Origin of the sequence: Streptomyces sp. PsTaAH-124, assembly GCF_000373685.1 — a bacterium.
Lineage (GTDB): Bacteria > Actinomycetota > Actinomycetes > Streptomycetales > Streptomycetaceae > Streptomyces > Streptomyces andamanensis.
This window is the reverse complement of the sequence record NZ_KB892164.1, coordinates 17,874-37,140: the sequence shown is the minus strand read 5'-3', so window position 1 is coordinate 37,140 and position 19,267 is coordinate 17,874. Positions and strand designations below refer to the sequence as shown.

The window sequence follows — 19,267 nt, the reverse complement described above, 5'->3', positions numbered from 1 at the left end:
ACCGCCCGCCCCTGCCACAGGAGGACCCCATGTCCGTCGCCGCGACCGTGCTGGGCGCTCCCGTCGAGCGCCGCGAAGGACGCCTGAAGGTCACCGGCGGCGCCCGCTACGCCGCCGAGTACCGGCTGCCGGGCCGGGTCCACGCCTGGCCGGTGCCCGCGGCGGTGGCCCGGGGCCGGGTGACGGCGGTCGACACCGCCGCCGCTCTGGCGCTGCCCGGCGTCCTGACGGTCCTCACCTGCGAGAACGCCCCGCGGATGGCCGAACCGGAGGACGCGGCGCTCGCCGTGCTCCAGGACCCGCGGGTGCCGCACCGCGGCTGGTTCGTCGCCCTGGCCGTGGCCGAGTCCCCGGAGGCGGCGCGGGCCGCCGCCGAGGCGGTCGAGGTCACGTACGCGCAGGAGGAGCACGACGTCACCCTGCGCGTGGACCATCCGGGCGCCTACGAGCCGGAGACCGCCAACGGCGGCTTCCCCGGCCGCCGCGAACACGGCCACCCGGAGAGCGCGTTCGCCGCCTCCGCCGTCCGGGTCGACGTCGGCTACAGCGTGCCGCCGCTGCACAACCACCCGATGGAACCGCACTCCAGCACGGCCCACTGGGGCCACGGCCGGCTGACCGTGTACGCCTCCAGCCAGGGCGGCACGGCGATGCGCGACACGCTCGCCCAGATGTTCGAGCTGCCCGAGGAGCGGATCACCGTCGTCTCCGAGCACGTCGGGGGCGGCTTCGGTTCCAAGGGCACCGCCCGCCCCGACACCGTGCTCGCCGTGCTGGCCGCCAAGGCGACCGGACGGCCGGTGACGGTGGCGCTGCCGCGCCGCTTCCTGCCCGCGGCGGTCGGCCACCGGGCGCCCACCCTGCACCGGATCCGCCTGGGCGCCGACGTCGACGGCCGGCTGACCTCCCTGACCCATGTGGCCACCACCTGGACCTCGCGGATCAAGGAGTTCGTGGAGCAGGCGGCGGTGCCCGGCCGGGTCATGTACGCCGTGCCGCAGAGCCTCACCACGCACCGGGTGGTGCCCCTCGACGTGCCCTCGCCCTCCTGGATGCGCGCGCCGGGCGAGGCGCCCGGCATGTACGCACTGGAGTCCGCCCTGGACGAACTGGCCGGTGCGCTGGGCATGGACCCGGTGGAGCTGCGGGTGCGCAACGAACCCGACCGGGAGCCGGACAGCGGCAGGCCGTTCAGCAGCAGGCATCTCGTGGAGTGCCTGCGCGAGGGCGCCCGCCGCTTCGGCTGGGCCCACCGCGACCCGCGGCCCCGGTCTAGGGCGGAGGGGCCCCTGCTGATCGGCACGGGCGTGGCCTCGGCCACGTACCCGGTGTACGTGCAGCCGTCCGCCGCCCGAGCGCGGGCGCTGCCCGACGGCACCTTCGTGGTCGCGATCAACGCCACCGACATCGGGACCGGGGCCCGGACGGTGCTGGCCCAGGTGGCGGCGGACGCGCTGGGCGTGCCGCTGGAGCTGGTGCGCACGGAGGTCGGTGACAGCGATCTGCCGCCCGCCTCGCTGGCCGGCGGCTCCTCCGGGACCGCATCCTGGGGCTGGGCCGTGCACGAGGCGTGCCGACGGCTCGCGGAGCGGCTCGCCGACCACGCCGGGCCACCGCCGGGGGCGGGGCTCAGCGCGCGGGCGGACACCGCAGGCCAGGCCGACGCGGGGAGCGCGTTTTCCCGGCACGCCTTCGGGGCGCACTTCGCCGAGGTCGCCGTCGACACGGTGACCGGCGAGGTGCGGGTGCGCCGGATGCTCGGTGTGTTCGCCGCCGGACGGATCCTGAACGCCCGTACCGCGCGCTCGCAGTTCGTCGGCGGCATGACCATGGGGCTCGGCATGGCGCTGACCGAGGGCAGCACCATGGATCCGGTCTTCGGGGACTTCGTGGAGTGCGACCTGGCGTCGTACCACGTGCCGGTGCACGCGGACGTGCCGGACGTGGAGGCGTACTGGGTGGAGGAGACCGACACCCGGCTCAACCCGATGGGGAGCAAGGGGATCGGTGAGATCGGCATCGTGGGCAGCGCGGCGGCCGTCGGCAACGCCGTCCACCACGCCACCGGGGTCCGCTTCCGCGAGCTGCCGCTGACACCGGACAAGGTGCTGGGCGGACTGGCCGGGTGACCGGCCCTCCGGCCCCGGCCCCCGGCCGCGTGCCGCACCGCCCGACGGCGGTCCCCCTCCCCCGTCGCCGGGCGGTGCGGCGCGCGGTCCGGTGGTCAGCCCTCGGGCCGGGGCGCCGGGTGCCGTTCGGCCATCTGCACCATCAGCAGCAGGGAGAGGGCGGCCAGCGAGGCGAGCGCGGCGCACACGGCGGTGAGCCCGGCGCTCGACGGCGGCGCCACGGTGACGGCGAGGGCCCGGGAGAGCCCGGCCGGTGCGAACCGGCCCTCGGCGTAGCCGAGCGCGGCCAGCGCGGCGGGCAGCACCGATCCGGCGACCAGGACCGTCACTCCGGCCCGCAGGACCAGTGCGAGCGCCAGCGCGCCGCACAGCGCCGACGCCGCGAGGGCGGCGCCGTAGACGAGGCCGGACGCGCCGTCGGGGCGCAGCGGGAAGTGGGCGGCGCCGCACACCACGAGGGCCGCCGCCGCGACCCAGCCGGGCCAGAAGACGAGCCGTCCCGGTCCGCGCGCTCCGCCGTCCTGCCCGGCCCACTCGTCGTCCGCCGCCGCGGCCATGGGCCCTTCCGGGTCGCAGGGCGTGCCGCCGGGACCGGCGCACCGCTCCGTGCCCGCCCCGGCGGCGGTGGGTTCCTCCGGGACGGCGGACGGGTCCTCGGCGGCGGTGTACGGCGGCGGGCTGCCGCTCCCGTCGTGGCGGGCGAGGCCGCCGAGGAGGTCCGCCAGTTCCTCGGCGGTCCGGGCGCCGACCGCCGCGCTTACGGCCACCCGGGCGCAGTGCGGCCGCTGCGGCGCGCGGTGCAGCAGCGCCAGCAGGCGGGTGACCTCGTCGAGGTCGCGGTGCTCGACGGCGGCCCGGATGGCGGCGTCGGCGCTCTCGGCCGGGCGCGGCGGCCGGGTCAGCTCGGCGACGAGGCGGACGACCTCCTCCACGGGGCGGTCCAGGGCGGCGGCGCGCAGGACCCGGCCGGTGGTGTCGGCGTACCGCGGGGAACCCTCCAGGAGGGTGACGAGCCGGACGACCTCCTCCAGGGGCCGGTCGCCCACGGCGCAGCGCACCGGTCGATGGGCCGGTTCGCCGTCCGCGGCCCCGCCCTCACCGCCGTCGGCCGGGGTGCCGGGCGGTCCGGTCCGGTGGATCTCCTCGGTGAAGGCGATCACGGACTGGAGGGACGGGTTCGGCTGGGATGGTGAAGAGCGGGTGGTCATCTGGGCTCCAGGGCAGGGGTGCGGGCCGCTCCTGCGCCCCCGAATCGCGGCACGCGACTTACCCTGGCCATTACAAGAGCGTGCTCTGCCGGTGCGCCACCCGGGAGGTCCGCGCGGGTGACCGTGGCGCGGAGCCGATGTGAGGGACACCGGGGACGCGCGGAGGAGGAAGGGGAGCAGGACGTGGACTTCTCCATGAAGGTGATCCTGGTCACCGCGGTCCTCGCGGCCCTGGTGCTGGGCGGGGCGATCACGGTGTTCGTCCGGCTGGTGCGGGCCCGGCGGGCGCTGCGCCGCGCCGGGCTGCCGACCGGACCGCGCTGGGTCTTCTGGGGCGCCGTCCTCTATTTCGTCCTGCCGGTCGATCTGCTGCCCGATCCGGTGTATCTGGATGACATCGGTGTCCTGCTCCTCGCCCTGCGCACGCTGCACGGCGCCGCGGGTGCGGCGGGCCCCTGGCCGGTGCTTTCCGGCCGCCGGGGGCTGCCGGACGCCCATGATTACGCTCCGTGAGGAAACCATTCACTCGTTCGATTCGTATAAGTCTCCGGAACCCGAAACAAAGTCAGCGGGCCAAGCGAGAACGCACGGATGACCACCGCTTGATCGCGGCTGCACCGACAGGGGAGAGACGATGCAACCGTTCGCGCTCAACTACGCACGTCCGGCCGTGGAGTGGGACGCCGGTACGCCCTACGTCTATGACGCGGGGCTCCAGCTGAACGTGCTCCCGGACGGCAGGATCGCCGCGTGCGACCAGGCACTGCTGAGGGAACTGGGCACCACCACCTCGACCGCGGGCTCCAAGACGCACTTCGACGACTGAACACGGTCGGCGACGATGACCGTACTGATCCTCACCGGCGAGGAGGACGTGACGGCGGACATGGTGGTGGTCCACCTGAACGCCTCCTCGGTCCCGGTGGTCAGGCTCGATCCGGCCGACCTGACCGCGGGCGCCACGCTGTCGGGCGAGTACGCGCACGGCTCGTTCGACGCCCAGCTGTCCTGCGGGGGGCGGCTGGTGAGCCTGAGCGGGCTGCGCGCCGTCTGGGTGCGCCGGCCCGGCGTTCCGGCGTCCCGGGCCGCCCAGCCCTCGTCCTGGCTCACGGAGGAGGCGGCACAGGCGCTGTACGGCATGCTGGGCGGCTCCGGCGCGCGCTGGATGAACCATCCCGACGCGGCCCGCCGTGCCCGGGTGAAGCCGTGGCAGCTGCGGCTCGCCCAGCGCTCCGGGCTGCCGGTGCCCGCGACGCTGATCACCACCGTCCCGCAGGCCGCCCGGGAGTTCGCCGCGCGCTTCCCGGACCTGGTGGTCAAGCCGGTCTCCGGCGCCCATCCGCAGGAGCCGCCGCGGGCGGTGCCCACCACCCGGGTCGCGCCGGACGCCGACTTCGACGCGGTCGCCTACGGTCCCACGCTGCTGCAACGGCGGGTCGACAAGCGGGCCGACATCCGGCTGACCGCCGTGGGCGGCACCCTGCTGGCGGCCCGCAAGGAGATCCCGGCGGACGCGGACCCGGACGAGGTGGACGTCCGCTTCGCCTCCTCGCGGACCCCGTGGCGGGCGGCCGAGGTGCCGCCCGGCGTGGAGGCCGCGGTACGCGCCTATCTCCGGGCGGCCGAACTGGCGTACGGTGCCTTCGACTTCGCGGAGGACTCCGAGGGGACCTGGTGGTTCCTGGAGTGCAACCAGTCGGGGCAGTTCGGGTTCATCGAGGTGGAGACGGGCCAGCCGATCGCCCGCACCATCGCCGCGTGGCTGGCCCGGCCGGGGGCGCCCGTGGCCGGATCGTGACCTGCTTGCCCCTGGCACCCGACGGCACGCAGTGCCACGAAGTGCCGCGGGCGCCCCCGCCCGTACGCCACGCGGGCCGTTCAGACGGCCAGCGAAAGACCGCTGTCGCCGTCGGTGCCCTGTGCCGCCTCCGCCGTCCGGCCGGTGGCCAGCAGCAGCGCGTCCGCACGGACGATGGCGTCGTGGATGCTCGTCGTGCCCATCATGACGCACAGGGTGTAACTCACGTCCTCCAGCTCCCGAGCCGCATCGGCCCGCTCCCTCTCAGCCTGCGCGATCTTCAGTGATGCGTACCGAGTCAGCAACGTCCTGACGATCTTCGGGTCCGGAACCAGCACGGAGCGCCCCTCTCTCGATTTTTTGCTGCGTATGCCCCAGGCACGCCGTGCCATGCATGCCGACCGCCTCGCGACACATGATTGACCAGATTCAGTCGATTCCCGGTGGATCATCCGTGGAACGACCGGCACACCGCGCGGCTCTCGGATATCCGGCCCGGGGACGGCGCGTCCTCGGCGGAGGGGAGGAAGGGGCCGGGGGCCTCGGAGCGGCGGGCGCCGCACGCGCCGCCGCGATGCGCCGCCGGGCCCTGGTCGGGGCGGGGCGCGGCGCCGCGGACGCGCCGCGCGCGACAGGGCCGCGCACCACGCTCGATCCGCTGGGTGACGGTCACCGGGGCCTCCGCTGCGCACTCGGCCCACCTGCGCGGGCAGCCCCCGGTCACGGCGGCACGGCGCCGTACGACCCGGCAGAAGGTATCCGCAATATAGGTGCTTTTCGGCCCTTCGACCAAGATTGGGTCGGCGCCACGCACCGGGCGGGCAGGAGAACAGCGCGTCAGAAGCCCGGCACAGCACAGGGATTGCGGCCGACGAGGGGCGGGGGCGGCGGAATCTTCGGGCGCCTGGCGGGATCCCGACGGACGAGAACGGGCCAGTGATCTCCCGCCCCCGGGGTCAGGGCCGCCCGGATCGCACGGGAAAAGCGGGCATACCGGCGGAAAGTCCGGAGGGCCGGGTCACTCGGCGAGGGCGTCGGCCAGTTCCGCGGTGACCCGGTTGATCTCACCGTCCTGCTCGGCGAGCAGCTCCCGCAGGGCGCCGGAGCGGGCGCGGACCGCCTGCCGGGCCCGCCGCTCCCACACCACCGGGTTCTCCCGGTGGTTGAGGAGCTTGGGGTAGACGGCGGCGACGCTCTCCCACTGGCGGGCGTCGGCGATGTTCCTGAGCAGTTGGATGATCTGCGGCCGGCAGGTCACCTGGGGCGTCCGGGCCAGCTCCCAGAGGAAGGGCACGGTGGGGGCGGTCGCCTGCTCCACCACGAAGCCGTACTGGCAGATGCGCCCGCGCAGCTCCTTGAGGGCCGCCCGCGCGGTCTCGGCGTCGCCCCGGGCCATGCTGCGCAGCAGCGGGGGGATGCCGGCCGCGGAGCCGGTGGCGTCCCTGATGTCGCCCCAGGGCACCTGCCCCAGGGCCGAGAGGGGCGCGGCGGCGGCATGGGGGGCGCGGTCGGTGCGCTGGGTGCTCGGCTGCTCCGTCGGTGCGGTGCGCATGGCGTCGGGCCTTTCCGCGGCGGTCGTATGGGGGGTGGGTCCTTCAGCGGGGCGGGCGCGCGGGCCGCGTCGCCCCGGCCGTCCGGACGGACCGGGACGGGGAGGTGCGGATCCGGGCGCGTCCCGCACCGGTGGCGCGGACGAGGTGTGGCGATCCGGGCAGGACCGGGTCCGCTGCGCCCGGTGTTCCGGGCGGGAGACTCGCGGACGAGAGCACGGCATCTCCCTGATGAGACGTCATCTGTCGGCGCCCACAAGGGGGTTGACGCCGCCGCTATTATCCACGCTGTCAGCGCCCGCGTGCAATTGCACGCGAAATTTCTCGTGAAAGTGCGCGGGACGGGGAAGGATCCGGAAGGAACCCGCCGGAGCCCGACAGCGGCCCGGCGCACCTCACGACGGAACGTGAACAGCGAGGAGACTGCGGTGCCATCGACGCCGAACGGAGTGCGGGCCAGCTCTTTGGACGCCCGCTGGATCAAGAGCAGGCACAGCAACGCCGAGGGCAACTGTGTGGAGGTCGCCGCCCTGAACGGCGGCGGGATAGCGGTGCGCAACTCCCGGGACCCCGACGGGCCGGCCCTCGTCTACACCCCGGCCGAGGTGGCGGCGTTCCTGGCGGGCGCCAAGGAGGGCGAGTTCGACCACCTGCTGTGGTGATCGACGGCCCTCCGCGGGCAAGCGGAGGGCGGTTGCCGAGTTACCGATAGGTGTTCGGACGGATGCCCTCCGTGCGGGACCGGTGCGATAGTGTCCATCTCAAGTCCGCCGGTCCACTGGGGAGTCAGGATGTCCGCCGAGTCGCAAGGCCGCTCCCGCCTCGAACCCTATCTGGACGGTTCCGAACCGGCGCCCACTTTGCTGAAGTTGCTGGTCGGTGTACAGCTCACCGGCTTCCGCGAGGACGCCGGACTGTCCCAGGAGCAGGCGGCCCGGGGTCTCGGCTTCAGTGCCGCGAAACTCTCGCGCATCGAGTCGGGCAAGGGCCGTCGGCCCCCGGCGGAGGGCGACGTGCGCGCCCTCCTTCAGCTCTACGGAACCGACGAGTACGAGTCCTCGGTCCTGCTGAAGCTGCTGCGGCGGGCCAGTGAGCCCGGCTGGTGGCAGCGGTACGACAAGCGGCTGATGCCCGAGTGGTTCGACCGCCTCGTCGGTCTCCAGGAGGCCGCGGCCGCGATCCGTACCTTCGAGCTCCAGTACGTGCCCGGTCTGCTCCAGATCCCGGCGTACACCCGGGCGGTGGTGGAGCGCGGACTGCCGACCGCGCCGTCGAACGAGGTGCAGCGGCGGGTGGAGCTGCGCACCCGGCGCACCGATCTGCTGCGCCGCGAGGATCCGCCGCAGTTGTGGGCGGTGCTCGACGAGTCGGTGCTGCTGCGCGTCCTCGGCAGCCGCGAGATCATGCGCGAGCAACTGGACCATCTGATCGAGACGGCACAGCTCCCGCATGTCACGGTGCAGGTGGTGCCGCTGGACGTGACCAACGCATCCGCACCCGCGATACCCATCACCTATCTGCGCTTCGGCGGGCTCGATCTGCCGGACGTCGTCTACCTGGAACACATCAGGAGCGCCAACTTCCTCGAGGACCGGGACGAGACCGAGGAGTACCGGATCGCCCTGGACCGGCTGGCCGACGAGGCCCTGACGCCGGCGAAGTCACTGGAACTGCTGCGCACCACGGCCCGGCAGCGCTATTCGGCGCCCTGAGCGCGCGCCGCGTCCGGGAGACGCGGCAGAACGCCCGCGCCCCGCTCCCGCCGCTTCCTCGGCTTCCTTCGCTTCCCGGCTCCCCGTTCTTCCGCTGCTCAGCGGACCACGCCTATGCCGCCGAACTCCACCCATTCGTGGGTGAGCTGACGGGGCGCCACCTCGGTGTCGGGGCGCCAGGTGGAGACCTCGACCAGACCCGGCTCCAAGACCTCGAGTCCCTCGAACCACTCGGCGACGTCCTTCTCCTCGCGCACCCTCCCCCAGTGCCCCTGGGTGGCCTTGTCCATGAAATCGGTGACGAACTCCCGCACCTCGGCTTCCTCGCTGACCAGTTGGCACATCAGCAGGATGCTGCCGGGCACCAGCCGCTCCCGGACCCGCCGGACCACGGCGAGCGGGCCGTCGGTGTCGCTGTCCGGGATGCAGTGGAAGACGGAGTTGAACAGCACGGCCACCGGCTGGGAGAGATCGATCAGCCGCCGGGTGTCCTCGTGCCCGAAGATCTCGTCGGTCTGCCGCATGTCGGCGTGTATGACCGCGGTGCGCTCGTCCTGCTGGAGGAGGGCGCGGCCGTGCACCAGCACCATGGGGTCGTTGTCCACGTAGACCACGTGGGTGTCCGGGTCGATGCGCTGGGCGACCTGGTGGACATTGTCCTGGGTGGGCAGACCGGAGCCGTGGTCCAGGAACTGGCGTATCCCGTAGTCCTGGGCGAGGGTGCGGACGGCCCGCTGGAGGAAGCGGCGGTTGTTCAGGGCGAGCCGGCGCGTGCTCGGGACGACCTTGTCGAGTTCCTCGCACGCCGCGCGGTCCGCCGCGTAGTTGTCCTTGCCGCCGAGGTAGTGGTCGTACATGCGCGCGGCGGTCGGCACACGCTCGTCGATGTTCGTGGACAACTGGTTCTCCGCAGGCATCCATTCCCCCAGGTTCACCGGGTCCACCGCGTCAACGGGCCCGGTCCGAACAGAGGTTACATCCTACGGAGACCCCGTTCGCCGTCACCAGCCACGGGACGGGCGGGCTGCCCGGACACGGCCGCCGATCGTCCCGATCCACCCGATCGTCACGGATTCTTCACACCGCCGGACCCATCGAAGGCACGGTTCGGAGCACTCGCCTGTCGGTCGGAGGAGGAGGCGTCGTGGTGGTCGTCGCTGTGCTGTTGCTGCCGTTCGTGGGTGGACTGCTGCTGATCATGGACCGGATCGAGGACCGGGTGTCCGCACCGGCCCCGGCCCGCGGCCGGCCCGCCCGGCACCGCGGGCATCTGCGACTGGTCCCCGGCGGCCGCCGCACCGCCGGGGCGGTGGCCGCGCGGGACGAGCGGGAGGAGCAGGAGGAGCGGGAGGAGCGGGAGGAGCAGGACGCGGCGGCGCATGCACCGGGACGGGACCCAGGACGGCGGCACGCCGCCTGACCGGGGTCCGGTGAGCGGCCCGGCGCGGTGACGCTCCGGCGCTCCGGGCCCACGCCCGCTCGCCGTGGCCGCGGGCCGCTGTGGCACCCTCGGGCGGGACCGGCCCGCACGGACGCGGGCCGTCACCTCGTTCGGCACCGTGGAGAGGCAACCGCATGCGCATCGGACTGCTCGGCACCGGCCCCTGGGCCCAGATGGTCCACGCCCCGGCCCTCGGCGGGCACGACGGGCTGGAGTTCGCCGGGGTGTGGGGCCGCCGTGCGGCCGCCGCGGAGGAGCTGGCCGAGCGGCACGGCACCCGCGCCTACGCCGACGCCGACGCGCTGCTCGCGGACGTGGACGCGGTCGCCGTCGCGCTGCCGCCGGACGTGCAGGCGGAGTTGGCGGTGCGCGCGGCCCGCGCCGGGTGCCATCTGCTGCTGGACAAGCCGCTGGCGCCGACGGTGGAGCAGGCCCGCGCGGTGGTCGGGGCCGCCGAGCGGGCGCAGGTGGCCTCGGTGGTCTTCTTCACCACCCGCTTCCAGAGCGCGCCGCAGGCGTGGATCGCCGAACAGGCGGAGCACGGCGGCTGGTTCACGGGCCGGGCGCAGTGGCTCGGCGCCCTGTTCGGGGGTGCCGAGGACAGTCCGTTCGCGGCCTCGCCGTGGCGGCGGGAGAAGGGCGCGCTGTGGGACGTGGGCCCGCACGCGCTGTCGGTGCTGCTGCCGGTCCTGGGCGACGTACGGCGGGTGACGGCCGCCGCACCCGGCCCGGGGGACACCGTGCATGTGGTCCTCGACCACGCCGGTGGCGCCTCCAGCACCCTCACGCTGAGCCTCTCCGCCCCGCCCGCCGCGGCCGGGACGGCGGTGGAGGTGCGGGGTACGGCAGGGGCGGCCGTCCTGCCGGAGGGCACCGAGGAGGCCGTCGTCGCCTTCGCGCGGGCGGCCGACGCCCTCACGGAAGCCGCCCGCACCGGTCACCCGCACCCGTGCGACGCCGCGTTCGGGCTGCGGGTCACGGAGATCCTCGCGGAGGCCGGTGACCTGCTGGAGCGCGAGAGCGGCTGAGCCGAGAGACCGGCCGCCCACAGGGCTTCCTCGAAGGCGCGTACCCCCGGACCAAGTGGTTCCGAATCGCCCGCCCTGTGGTCAACCGCCGTGGAGGAAGCGGGAGTCGGGGTGGGACACAAGGGGTTGACGCGTGGGGCACAAGGGGTTGGCGCGGTGGGCGGTGCTGCGTAGCATCGGGCCCTCCGGCGGCGGTGAGAGCGCTCTCAGACGCATCGCCGCCCCTCCCCCACACCCCTGTCCGGCTTCAAGGAGGCTCCCCCACATGGCTCCTCGTCACCAGCGTCCGCTCGGCCGCAGGACGTTCCTCACCGCTCTCGGCGGCACAGCCCTCGCGGCGCCCGCCCTCGCCGCCCTCGCCCCACGCGCCCTGGCGGGCCCGGCCCGCTCCGCGGCGGCGGGCGCGCTCCCGCTGACGATCGCCAACGACAGCGGTTCCTTCGACAACGCCTCCGTCCACGTGTACATCGTCGGCAACCAGGACGGCGCCCAGGTCCGGGTCACCCCCGACGGCACCCTCGCGCCCGTCTCGGTCGCGGACAACGGCGCGGACGGCTTCACCGACTACGCGATCCCGCTCGCGGGCGGCGGCGAGACCCGGCTGTCGCTGCCGTACATGTCCGGCCGGATCTACGTCTCCCTCGGGCAGAAGCTCAAGCTGCGCGCGGTCACCGACGGCGACGGGCGACCGGCACTCCAGTACCCGGCGGGCTGGGTGTCCTCCGACCCCAACCATCCGGTGCTGCACGACTGCGCCGAGTTCACCTACAACGCCTCCGGCATGTTCTGCAACACGACCATGGTCGACATGTTCAGCGTGCCGATGAGCCTGCGGCTGACCGGCGCGCAGGACCAGACCACGGGCACCGTGCGCGACGGCGGCCGGGCCGCCGTGTTCGACGCCGTGCGGCAGGCCGGTGACTTCGCGCGGCTCGTCGTGGACGACACCCGGGTGATCGCCCCGGGGCACGGCCTGGACGCCGGGCTGTTCCCCGCGGACTACTTCGCCCCCTCCATCGACGAGGTGTGGGACGTCTACGGCGGCAAGGACCTCACGGTCGCCACCGACGCGGGCACCTTCACCGGCCGGGTGCGTGACGGCGGGCTCGTCTTCACCGGGCCGGCCTCCGTCTCCTTCGCCAAGCCGTCGACCCGGGACGTCCTGTTCTGCGACGGCGCGCTCGCCGCGCCCAACGACGGGACGACCGGGCCGGTCGCGGCCGTGCTCGGCGCCGGGTTCAACCGGTCGGTGCTGCTGAGCGGCGCCCCGCAGCCGGTGACCGACGCGGGCTCCTTCTACGCGGCCGGGATCACCAACCACTACTCCCGCGCGGTGCACGCGGCGACCGTGGACGGCAAGGCGTACGGCTTCGCCTTCGACGACGTGGCGGGCTTCGCCTCCTACGTCCAGGACACGGCGCCCACCGGGCTCCGGGTGACCCTCACGCCGTTCTAGGGCCTGTCGTCGCGTCCGGGACGTGGCGCCGCGCCGCGGCCCCGCCCGGTCGCCGCGGGCCGCTCCCGGCACCCGCGGGGCGGTTCCGGGGTGCGGGGTCGGGGACGGCGTAGCAGCGTGGTGGTGTGGTGAAGCCTCCTGCCCTGCTGTCGCGGTCGCCGCGCCGGGACCCGTACCGGCGGGGCTGGCTGCGGGGTGCCCCGCCGCCGCGCTGGGTGCGGGTGCTGCCGGTGGCGCTGGCCGCCATGGTGTGCGTGGTGACGCTGCTGAGCCCGAGCCCGCTCGACATAGGGTTCCTGCTGGGCGCCATCCCGCCGCTGGCCGTGCTGTCGTACGGGCCGCTGACCACCGCGCTGCTCGGCGGCGTGGTGGTGGTCCTGCTGAGCGTGCCGGCCTTCCAGCTGGACCATCCCGGCAACACCGACCTGGAGACGGTCACCTTCGTGGCCGCACTCAGTGTCCTGCTGTCGTACGTGCGCAGCCGCCGCGACGCCCAGCTGGACCTGGCGCGTACGGTCGCCGAGGCCGCGCAGCGGGCCGTCGTGCCGCCGCTGCCCGAGCGGGTGGGGCCGGTGCGCTGCGCCGGTCTGTACCGGGCCGCGCAGCGCGGCACACTGGTCGGCGGGGACTTCTTCGACGTGCGGCGCGGGCCCGGGGGCGTACGGGCGGTCATCGGCGATGTGCAGGGGCACGGGCTCGCGGCGGTCTCCACGGTCGCCGCGCTGCTGGGCAGTTTCCGGGAGGCGGTGCTCGACCGGCCGGGCCTGCCGGAGATGGTGGCCGCGCTGGACCGCCGCCTCGTGGTGGACTCGGCCGAGGTACGGCACGCGGAGCTGTTCGCCACGGCGGTGCTGCTGGAGTTCTCCGGGGACGCGCGCTCGGTGCGGATCGTGACGTGCGGCCATCCGCCGCCGATCCTGCTGCGCGAGGGTGCCGCGACGGAGATCGCCGTCATCCCCTGGACCCCGCTCGGTCTCGGCCTGTCCGACGCGCTCCCGCCGCACGACGGGCACATCGAGCGGCTGCTCCCCGGTGATGTGCTGTTCCTCGCCTCGGACGGGGTCACCGAGGCGAGGAACACCGACGGCACGTTCTACCCGCTGCTGGACCGGCTGCCGCTGCTGGCCGACCACGATCCGGCGGCCCTGGCCGACCGCGTGCTGGCCGACGTCCTCGCGCACTGCGGGACGATCCGCGACGACGTGACGATGCTCGTCCTGACACCGGGCCCGCCGGACCCGGACCGCTGAGCCGATCCGGACCGGACCCGAACCACTCGGGCCCCCTGAGCGCATCCGGCCACGCACAGCGCCCCGTGGCCCGTGACAGGGCGGCGGGCGGGCGTGGGTGGGCGGGCGTGGCGGAGGTGTCGGTGAGGTGCGGGACGAGGGGGTGCGCGGTCAGCGGGATCCGGGTGTACGCGTCGGACACCAGGCCGGCTGCCGACCACCAGCGCATGACGGGGTGGCGCGGCGCGCGGGCGGGACGACGGGCCGGGCGGGGGCGCGGACGCGGTGGAGCGGGCCGAGGGAATGAGGCCGCGGTGGGACGCTTTGCGGGAGAGCGGGGGCGGGAGAGCGGGGGCGGGAGAGCGTCGGTGTGCGCGGCGGTTCCCGGGCCCGTGGTGTGCGTCGACCCGGCGTCCGCGCGGGGTGGTTCAGGGTGGGGCCGCGGTGTGCGGGGCCCGCGCCGCGTGGCGGCCGGACCGGTCCCCCGTTCCGGTCCCGCCTGCGCACGCGGCCCCGCGGAAATCCCCGCGGCGTCTCGAACTTACGTCTCGCTTACTCGCGTCAAAACCGCGTCGGTGCCCTTTCGGGCAGCCGGAGGACTCACCCGTGCACAGGTGAGTCCGTAATGCCCCTGTTGGGGCCCGTCACGGTGCGCGGTCAGGCTCCCTCGGCCCCGCCGGACGGGTGGTTTCCGGTACGAGGGGTTCCAGTACGGGCGGTTCCAGGTCGCCCGCCGCCAGCTGGGCCAGGACGACCTCGTAGAGATCGCTGCCGACGGCGAGGAGCTGGCGTTCGAGGACCGGTTCGACACCGCGTACGTGTTCGCGCACGGTCTGCGCGTGCACGCCGAGCAGTTGGGCGGCGCGCTCGGCGTTGCCGCCCGCCGCGGTCCAGGCGCGCAGGGTGCCGCGCAGGTCCCGGGTGTCGGCGGCCAGCCGCCCGAGGAGTTCGTGCGCCCAGGTGCGCAGCGCCGGGCCGGCCAGCAGTTCGTCCAGGCCGACCTGCCGGGAGCGCGCCGCGGGGGCGCGGGCCGGTTCGGGCGCGACGCCCGCCTGAGTGTTCAGCGCGAGGTGCGTGGCGGCGCGGACGGTCAGCAGCGAGAAGTCCGCGCCGAGCAGTGCCTCGACGCGTTCCACGCGGGCCCGGACGGTGTTGCGGCTCACCCCGAGGATGCGGGCGGCGCTGACCGCGGTGAACTCCAGGCCGAGCCGGGTGGTGGCGACGAGTTCGGCGCGGGTGTGGTGGGGCAGCGTGTCCAGCGGGCGCAGCAGCCGTCCCGCCCAGGCCCGCAGCGCCTCGGCGTCCATCAGGCGCTCGGGGTGGGTGCGCTCGGCGTACACGGCCGTGCCGTCCGGGCGGAACCGGGCCAGCGCGAGGGCGCTGACGGCCTGCCCGTAGGCCGTGGCGGTCCGGGCGAGGCTGTGCCGGATGCTGCCGCCGAGGAAGGTCCGCGGGCGGGCGCCGACCAGGGAGCGCAGCGCCCGCCCGGTGGTCTCGGCGGGGGCGATGACGATGACGTGGCCGTCCACGGCCGGGCAGCGCACGACCAGGGCCTGGCCGTCGGCGGCGTCCAGGCATTCGGCGGTCAGCCGCTCCCTTTCGTCGGGGTGCGCCTCCAGGACGTAGACGTGCGCGGTGTCGGTGTCGAGCAGGCCGGGCCACAGGCCCGCGGCGACCCGGCGGGCGGAGACGATGTCCTCGACCATCAGCAGTTGCAGGACTGCCAGTCGCAGCGCGGACGCCGCCTGTTCGAGGCGGCGGCCGGTCTCGGTGGTGTCCTCGGCCCGCAGCAGCAGTTCGACCACGGCGGCGGCGCGGGTGAGCATGTCGGCGGTGCGCCGGTCGAAGGGGGTGGCGCGGGAGACGGCGAGCACCCCGGCGGCGGGCGCCTGCGGATGCCCCACGCGCACCGCGCGGACGTGCCGGGTCTCGTCCTGGAGCGCCGCCGAGGCGAACCGGCCGGCGAGGAGGTCCGCTGTCACGTCGTCGGCCAGGGGCAGCGCCGCTCCGGCGAGGAGGGTGCCCGTGCCGTCCAGGAGGCAGGCCGTCCCATGGGCGGCGCCGGCCAGCCAGGCCACCACCCGGCGCGGGTCGCGTCCCGCGGGGCGCAGTTGGTCGAGGAGTTCCTCGGCCCAGGCCGCGTGCCCGTCGTCCGCACCGTGACCCGGTGCGTCTCCGTCCTGTCGGCCGGCCATGTCGGCCCTCTCCTCCCGCTCCGGTACACCGCACTGACCTCGGCGTTCTCGGTCCGGGACGTTACCAGCGGCGGCCTCTGCCGTCCTGGTGACGGCCCGCGGGCCACACGGACGGGTGCGGTGGGAGGGGCGGCTCCGCCGACGGCTCACAGGGGGGGTGGTGAGCGGTCGGCGGAGCCGCGGGCCCGAGGCCGGGGGGAGGGCTCCCGGGCGCCGTACGCCTCTGCTTCCCCGGATTCGGCGGGGTACGCCCCTCCATGTGCGGCGGGTTCGGCGGGTCCGCGGCGTGGCGGATCCGGGCCCGGCGCCGCGTGCCCGGCGGATCCGGCGCGGCGGACCGGGCGCGGCGGGTGCCCGCGGGGCACGGGCCCCGCGCACGGCATAAGCTCGGCGGATGGCGAAGTACTTCGACGTGCACCCGGACAACCCCCAGCCGCGCGCCATCCGGCAGGTCGCCGACGGCCTGCGCGAAGGCGCGTTGATCGCGTATCCGACCGACTCCTGCTACGCCCTGGGCTGCCGGCTGGGCAGCCGCGACGGCGTCGACCGGATCCGGACGATCCGCCGCCTGGACGACCGGCACCACTTCACTCTGGTGTGCCAGGACTTCGCGCAGCTGGGGCAGTTCGTGCGGATCGACAACGACGTGTTCCGCGCGATCAAGGCGGCCACGCCCGGCCGTTACACCTTCATCCTCCCGGCGACGCGGGAGGTGCCGCGGATGCTCCAGCATCCGAAGAAGAAGACCGTCGGGGTGCGCATCCCGGACCATGTGGTCGCCCAGGCCCTGCTGACGGAACTGGGTGAGCCGCTGCTGTCGAGCACCCTGCTGCTGCCGGACGAGGAGGAGCCGATGACGCAGGGCTGGGAGATCAAGGACCGGCTCGACCATGTGCTGGACGCGGTCCTCGACTCGGGCGACTGCGGCACCGAGCCGACCACCGTGGTCGACTTCTCCGGCGGGGAGGCCGAGATCGTGCGCCGGGGGGCGGGCGACACGTCGCGCTTCGAGTGAGGTGCGGCGCGTGGCACGATGACCGTGATCCACCCGTCCCCGTCCGCCGGCTGCGGCCCGGGGCGCCCCACCACCGTCGGCGGGGACCTCTCCGGCGACGACCGCGCAGGAAGGCAGCGCCCCATGAGCGCCGTACAGGGACAGGCCGTCGACATCCCCACCGAGGACGGCACCGCGGACGCGTATCTCGCCCATCCCGGGGACGGGCGGCCCCGGCCGGGCGTCCTGTTCTACACGGACGCGTTCGGTCTGCGCTCGCAGGTGCGGGCCATGGCCGACCGGATCGCCGGGTCCGGCTATACGGTGCTGGTGCCCCATGTGTTCTACCGGCACGGGCCCGCTCCGGTGGTGGAGTTGCCCGACTTCATCGATCTGGCCGAGCGGCCGGAGATCTTCGCCCGGATCGTTCCGGTCATGCGGTCCCTGACGCCCGGGATGTCGCGCCGCGACGCGGGCGCCTATCTGCGCCGGATGGCCGAGGACCCGCTGGTCGCGGACGGCCCGGTGGCGGTGACCGGCTACTGCATGGGCGCCCGGCTGGCCCTGCTGACCGCGGGCGCGTACCCGGACCGGGTCGCGGCGGCGGCCGGTTTCCACGGCGGCGGACTGGCCACCGACGCCCCGGACAGCCCGCACCTGGCCGCCCCCGACGTCACGGCGGAGCTGTACTTCGGCCACGCTGACGAGGACCCCTCGCTGCCGCCCGAGCAGATCGAGCGGCTGGAGGAGGCGCTGACCGCGGCGGGCGTCCGGCACCGCTGCGAGGTCTATCCGGGCGCCGGGCACGGCTACACCCAGGCCGACACCGACGCCTACGACGCGACAGCGGACGAACGGCACTGGGCGGCGCTGCTCGGTCTGCTGGAGCGCACCTTCTGAGTGCGGACGACGCCTCAGCTCCCGCGCACGGGAGGTGAGTTGGCGGCGACCGCACCCCCGACCCGCCTGCCGTGCGCCGTCCGCGCGTTGTTACGGTGCACCGCGTGTCTGACTCCTCACGCGATACCGTCGAAGGCGCCGGCTGGAACGACGCCGAACGCGGCACCTACGCCCGGCTGATGCCGGACCGGGTCGAGAAACTGTCCTGGCTCAGCCCCCGTACGCTGTGGTCCGCGCGCAACGGCGTGGCCGCGGGCTGGTTCGGGGACCCCACCGGGCGGACCCGGTCCCGGTGGGTGGCGCAGCGGGCGGCGGCCGGGGCACCCGCCGACAAGGTGATCCGGCGCACCGAGGCGGACCGCTTCTCCTTCATGGTCCTCGGGGACCCCGGCGAGGGCGGCGACTCCCAGTACGCCGTCGTCCCGGGCTTCCTGAAGGTGTCGCGGGACACGTCGTTCGCCGTGATCACCAGCGATGTGATCTACCCCGTGGGCAGCACGGACGACTACGGCACGAAGTTCTTCCGTCCGTACCGCGACTATCCGGCGCCGGTCTACGCGATACCCGGCAACCACGACTGGTACGAGGACCTCGGCGGTTTCATGCGCGTCTTCTGCGACGACGCACCGCCGCTGCCGCCCAAGCCCCGGCCGCGCGCGCTGAGCCGCGCCTGGTGGCGGGAGCTGCTGTGGCACCGCCCGCGCCCGGCCGACGAGCAACGCCTCGCCGAGGCACGGACGTTGCGTTCCGCCCCGGGCCAGCAGGCCGTCCAGCCGGGCCCGTACTGGGCGATCGACGCCGGGCCGGTGCGGATCGTCGGCATCGACACGGGCCTGCTCGGCACCATCGACGCGGAACAGGGCGCCTGGCTGCGCGAGGTGTCGCGCGGCCCCCGCCCGAAGATCCTCCTGACCGGCTCGCCGCTGTACGTGGACGGTGAGCACCACCCCTGCCCGATCGAGGGCGGCGGCACCGTCGACGACATCGTCCGCGACCCCGCCCACCACTATGTGGCGGCGATCGGCGGCGACATCCACAACTACCAGCGCTACCCGGTGGACGTGGACGGCCGCACGGTGCAGTACGTGGTCTCCGGTGGCGGTGGGGCGTTCATGCACGCCACGCACACCATCGGCCGGGTCTCGGTCGCGAACGTCACCGAGTCCGACTTCCGCTGCTATCCGCTGCGCGGCGACTCGCTGGCGTTCTACAGCGGTGTCTACGCCCGCCGGACGCGGCTGCGCCGTTTCTTCACGCTGACCGAGGCGGAGGCCATGGCGGTGGTCGCCGAGCGGCTGGGCACGCCGCCGGTGCGCGCGCCGGGCGGCCCGGTCCGGGTCACCCGGCGCGTGCGGCTGGTGGCGAGCCTGCTGGGCGCGGGCCGCCGCCCCGGCCGCCGGGGCCGCTTCCGGCTGCCGGTGCGCACCCTGTACACGCAGGTGTTCTCGCCGGGCTCGGTCACCTACAGCCCGCCGTTCTTCAAGTCGTTCCTGCGGCTGGACGTCACGCCCGAGGCGGTGCGGCTGCGCTGTTTCGCGGCGACCGGGAACCTCGCCCAGGAGACGGACCCGCCGGTCGAGGACGAGGTGACGATCCCGCTGCGCCCGCCCGCGTGAGCGGGCCCGCG

General features: G+C 74.5%; 18 protein-coding genes. 13 read left to right on the top strand and 5 right to left on the bottom strand.

Annotated features, from left to right (window positions below; genetic code table 11):
- The first annotated feature begins 29 nt into the window (after positions 1 to 29).
- Positions 30 to 2,129 carry a xanthine dehydrogenase family protein molybdopterin-binding subunit gene (locus tag B086_RS0111020; RefSeq protein WP_018566462.1) on the top strand — a complete coding sequence of 700 codons (2,100 nt, stop codon included), beginning with the start codon at positions 30 to 32 and terminating at the stop codon, positions 2,127 to 2,129.
- A 95-nt stretch (positions 2,130 to 2,224) separates the two neighbouring features.
- Here B086_RS0111020 and B086_RS39740 read toward each other — a convergent pair whose 3' ends face one another.
- Positions 2,225 to 3,337 (bottom strand): hypothetical protein, encoded by a 1,113-nt coding sequence (locus B086_RS39740; RefSeq protein WP_018566461.1) that lies wholly within the window; start codon positions 3,335 to 3,337, stop codon positions 2,225 to 2,227.
- 195 nt (positions 3,338 to 3,532) lie between these two features.
- Here B086_RS39740 and B086_RS0111010 point away from each other — a divergent pair, with 195 nt between their 5' ends.
- The 3 genes from B086_RS0111010 (at position 3,533) to tgmB (ending at position 5,135) form a co-directional block, all read left to right on the top strand.
- On the top strand, positions 3,533 to 3,850 hold the full coding sequence (locus B086_RS0111010) for a DUF1232 domain-containing protein (protein WP_086024203.1): 318 nt from the start codon (positions 3,533 to 3,535) through the stop codon (positions 3,848 to 3,850).
- A gap of 121 nt (positions 3,851 to 3,971) precedes the next feature.
- Positions 3,972 to 4,163 (top strand): putative ATP-grasp-modified RiPP, encoded by a 192-nt coding sequence (gene tgmA, locus B086_RS0111005; protein ID WP_018566459.1) that lies wholly within the window; start codon positions 3,972 to 3,974, stop codon positions 4,161 to 4,163.
- Positions 4,164 to 4,178: 15 nt separating this feature from the next.
- On the top strand, positions 4,179 to 5,135 hold the full coding sequence (gene tgmB / locus B086_RS0111000; RefSeq protein WP_018566458.1) for an ATP-grasp ribosomal peptide maturase: 957 nt from the start codon (positions 4,179 to 4,181) through the stop codon (positions 5,133 to 5,135).
- A gap of 80 nt (positions 5,136 to 5,215) precedes the next feature.
- On the opposite strand, the gene B086_RS0110995 is transcribed toward tgmB, so the two are convergent.
- Entirely contained in the window at positions 5,216 to 5,473 is a 258-nt protein-coding gene (locus B086_RS0110995) for a DUF5133 domain-containing protein (RefSeq protein WP_018566457.1), read from the bottom strand.
- A gap of 680 nt (positions 5,474 to 6,153) precedes the next feature.
- Positions 6,154 to 6,687: a hypothetical protein gene (locus tag B086_RS0110990; RefSeq protein WP_018566455.1), complete on the bottom strand. Its 534-nt coding sequence runs from the start codon at positions 6,685 to 6,687 to the stop codon at positions 6,154 to 6,156.
- Positions 6,688 to 7,113: 426 nt separating this feature from the next.
- Between B086_RS0110990 and B086_RS0110985 the strand changes: the two genes are divergently transcribed.
- Entirely contained in the window at positions 7,114 to 7,347 is a 234-nt protein-coding gene (locus B086_RS0110985) for a DUF397 domain-containing protein (protein ID WP_037873275.1), read from the top strand.
- A gap of 129 nt (positions 7,348 to 7,476) precedes the next feature.
- Positions 7,477 to 8,397, top strand: coding sequence for a helix-turn-helix domain-containing protein (locus B086_RS0110980; protein ID WP_018566453.1), 921 nt, complete (start codon positions 7,477 to 7,479; stop codon positions 8,395 to 8,397).
- A gap of 98 nt (positions 8,398 to 8,495) precedes the next feature.
- Here B086_RS0110980 and B086_RS0110975 read toward each other — a convergent pair whose 3' ends face one another.
- Positions 8,496 to 9,314, bottom strand: coding sequence for an SAM-dependent methyltransferase (locus B086_RS0110975; RefSeq protein ID WP_026252302.1), 819 nt, complete (start codon positions 9,312 to 9,314; stop codon positions 8,496 to 8,498).
- A 227-nt stretch (positions 9,315 to 9,541) separates the two neighbouring features.
- Here B086_RS0110975 and B086_RS44550 point away from each other — a divergent pair, with 227 nt between their 5' ends.
- The 4 genes from B086_RS44550 (at position 9,542) to B086_RS0110955 (ending at position 13,572) form a co-directional block, all read left to right on the top strand.
- A complete protein-coding gene (locus B086_RS44550; protein WP_018566451.1) occupies positions 9,542 to 9,817 on the top strand; it encodes a hypothetical protein in 276 nt (91 codons plus the stop codon).
- Between the two features lie 155 nt (positions 9,818 to 9,972).
- Positions 9,973 to 10,866, top strand: coding sequence for a Gfo/Idh/MocA family protein (locus B086_RS0110965; RefSeq protein ID WP_018566450.1), 894 nt, complete (start codon positions 9,973 to 9,975; stop codon positions 10,864 to 10,866).
- A 265-nt stretch (positions 10,867 to 11,131) separates the two neighbouring features.
- Positions 11,132 to 12,322, top strand: coding sequence for a beta-1,3-glucanase family protein (locus tag B086_RS0110960; RefSeq protein WP_018566449.1), 1,191 nt, complete (start codon positions 11,132 to 11,134; stop codon positions 12,320 to 12,322).
- Between the two features lie 125 nt (positions 12,323 to 12,447).
- The gene (locus B086_RS0110955) at positions 12,448 to 13,572 is read left to right on the top strand and encodes a PP2C family protein-serine/threonine phosphatase (protein WP_018566448.1); all 1,125 of its coding nucleotides are present in this window, start codon (positions 12,448 to 12,450) and stop codon (positions 13,570 to 13,572) included.
- A 623-nt stretch (positions 13,573 to 14,195) separates the two neighbouring features.
- Here B086_RS0110955 and B086_RS39730 read toward each other — a convergent pair.
- Positions 14,196 to 15,746, bottom strand: a complete 1,551-nt coding sequence (locus B086_RS39730) for a helix-turn-helix domain-containing protein (RefSeq protein WP_018566447.1) — start codon at positions 15,744 to 15,746, stop codon at positions 14,196 to 14,198.
- 394 nt (positions 15,747 to 16,140) lie between these two features.
- Here B086_RS39730 and B086_RS0110945 point away from each other — a divergent pair, with 394 nt between their 5' ends.
- From B086_RS0110945 to B086_RS0110935, 3 genes are all read left to right on the top strand, one after another.
- Positions 16,141 to 16,761, top strand: a complete 621-nt coding sequence (locus B086_RS0110945) for an L-threonylcarbamoyladenylate synthase (RefSeq protein WP_018566446.1) — start codon at positions 16,141 to 16,143, stop codon at positions 16,759 to 16,761.
- 123 nt (positions 16,762 to 16,884) lie between these two features.
- Positions 16,885 to 17,640, top strand: a complete 756-nt coding sequence (locus tag B086_RS0110940) for a dienelactone hydrolase family protein (protein WP_026252301.1) — start codon at positions 16,885 to 16,887, stop codon at positions 17,638 to 17,640.
- Between the two features lie 104 nt (positions 17,641 to 17,744).
- Entirely contained in the window at positions 17,745 to 19,256 is a 1,512-nt protein-coding gene (locus B086_RS0110935) for a metallophosphoesterase family protein (protein ID WP_018566444.1), read from the top strand.
- Positions 19,257 to 19,267 lie beyond the last annotated feature (11 nt).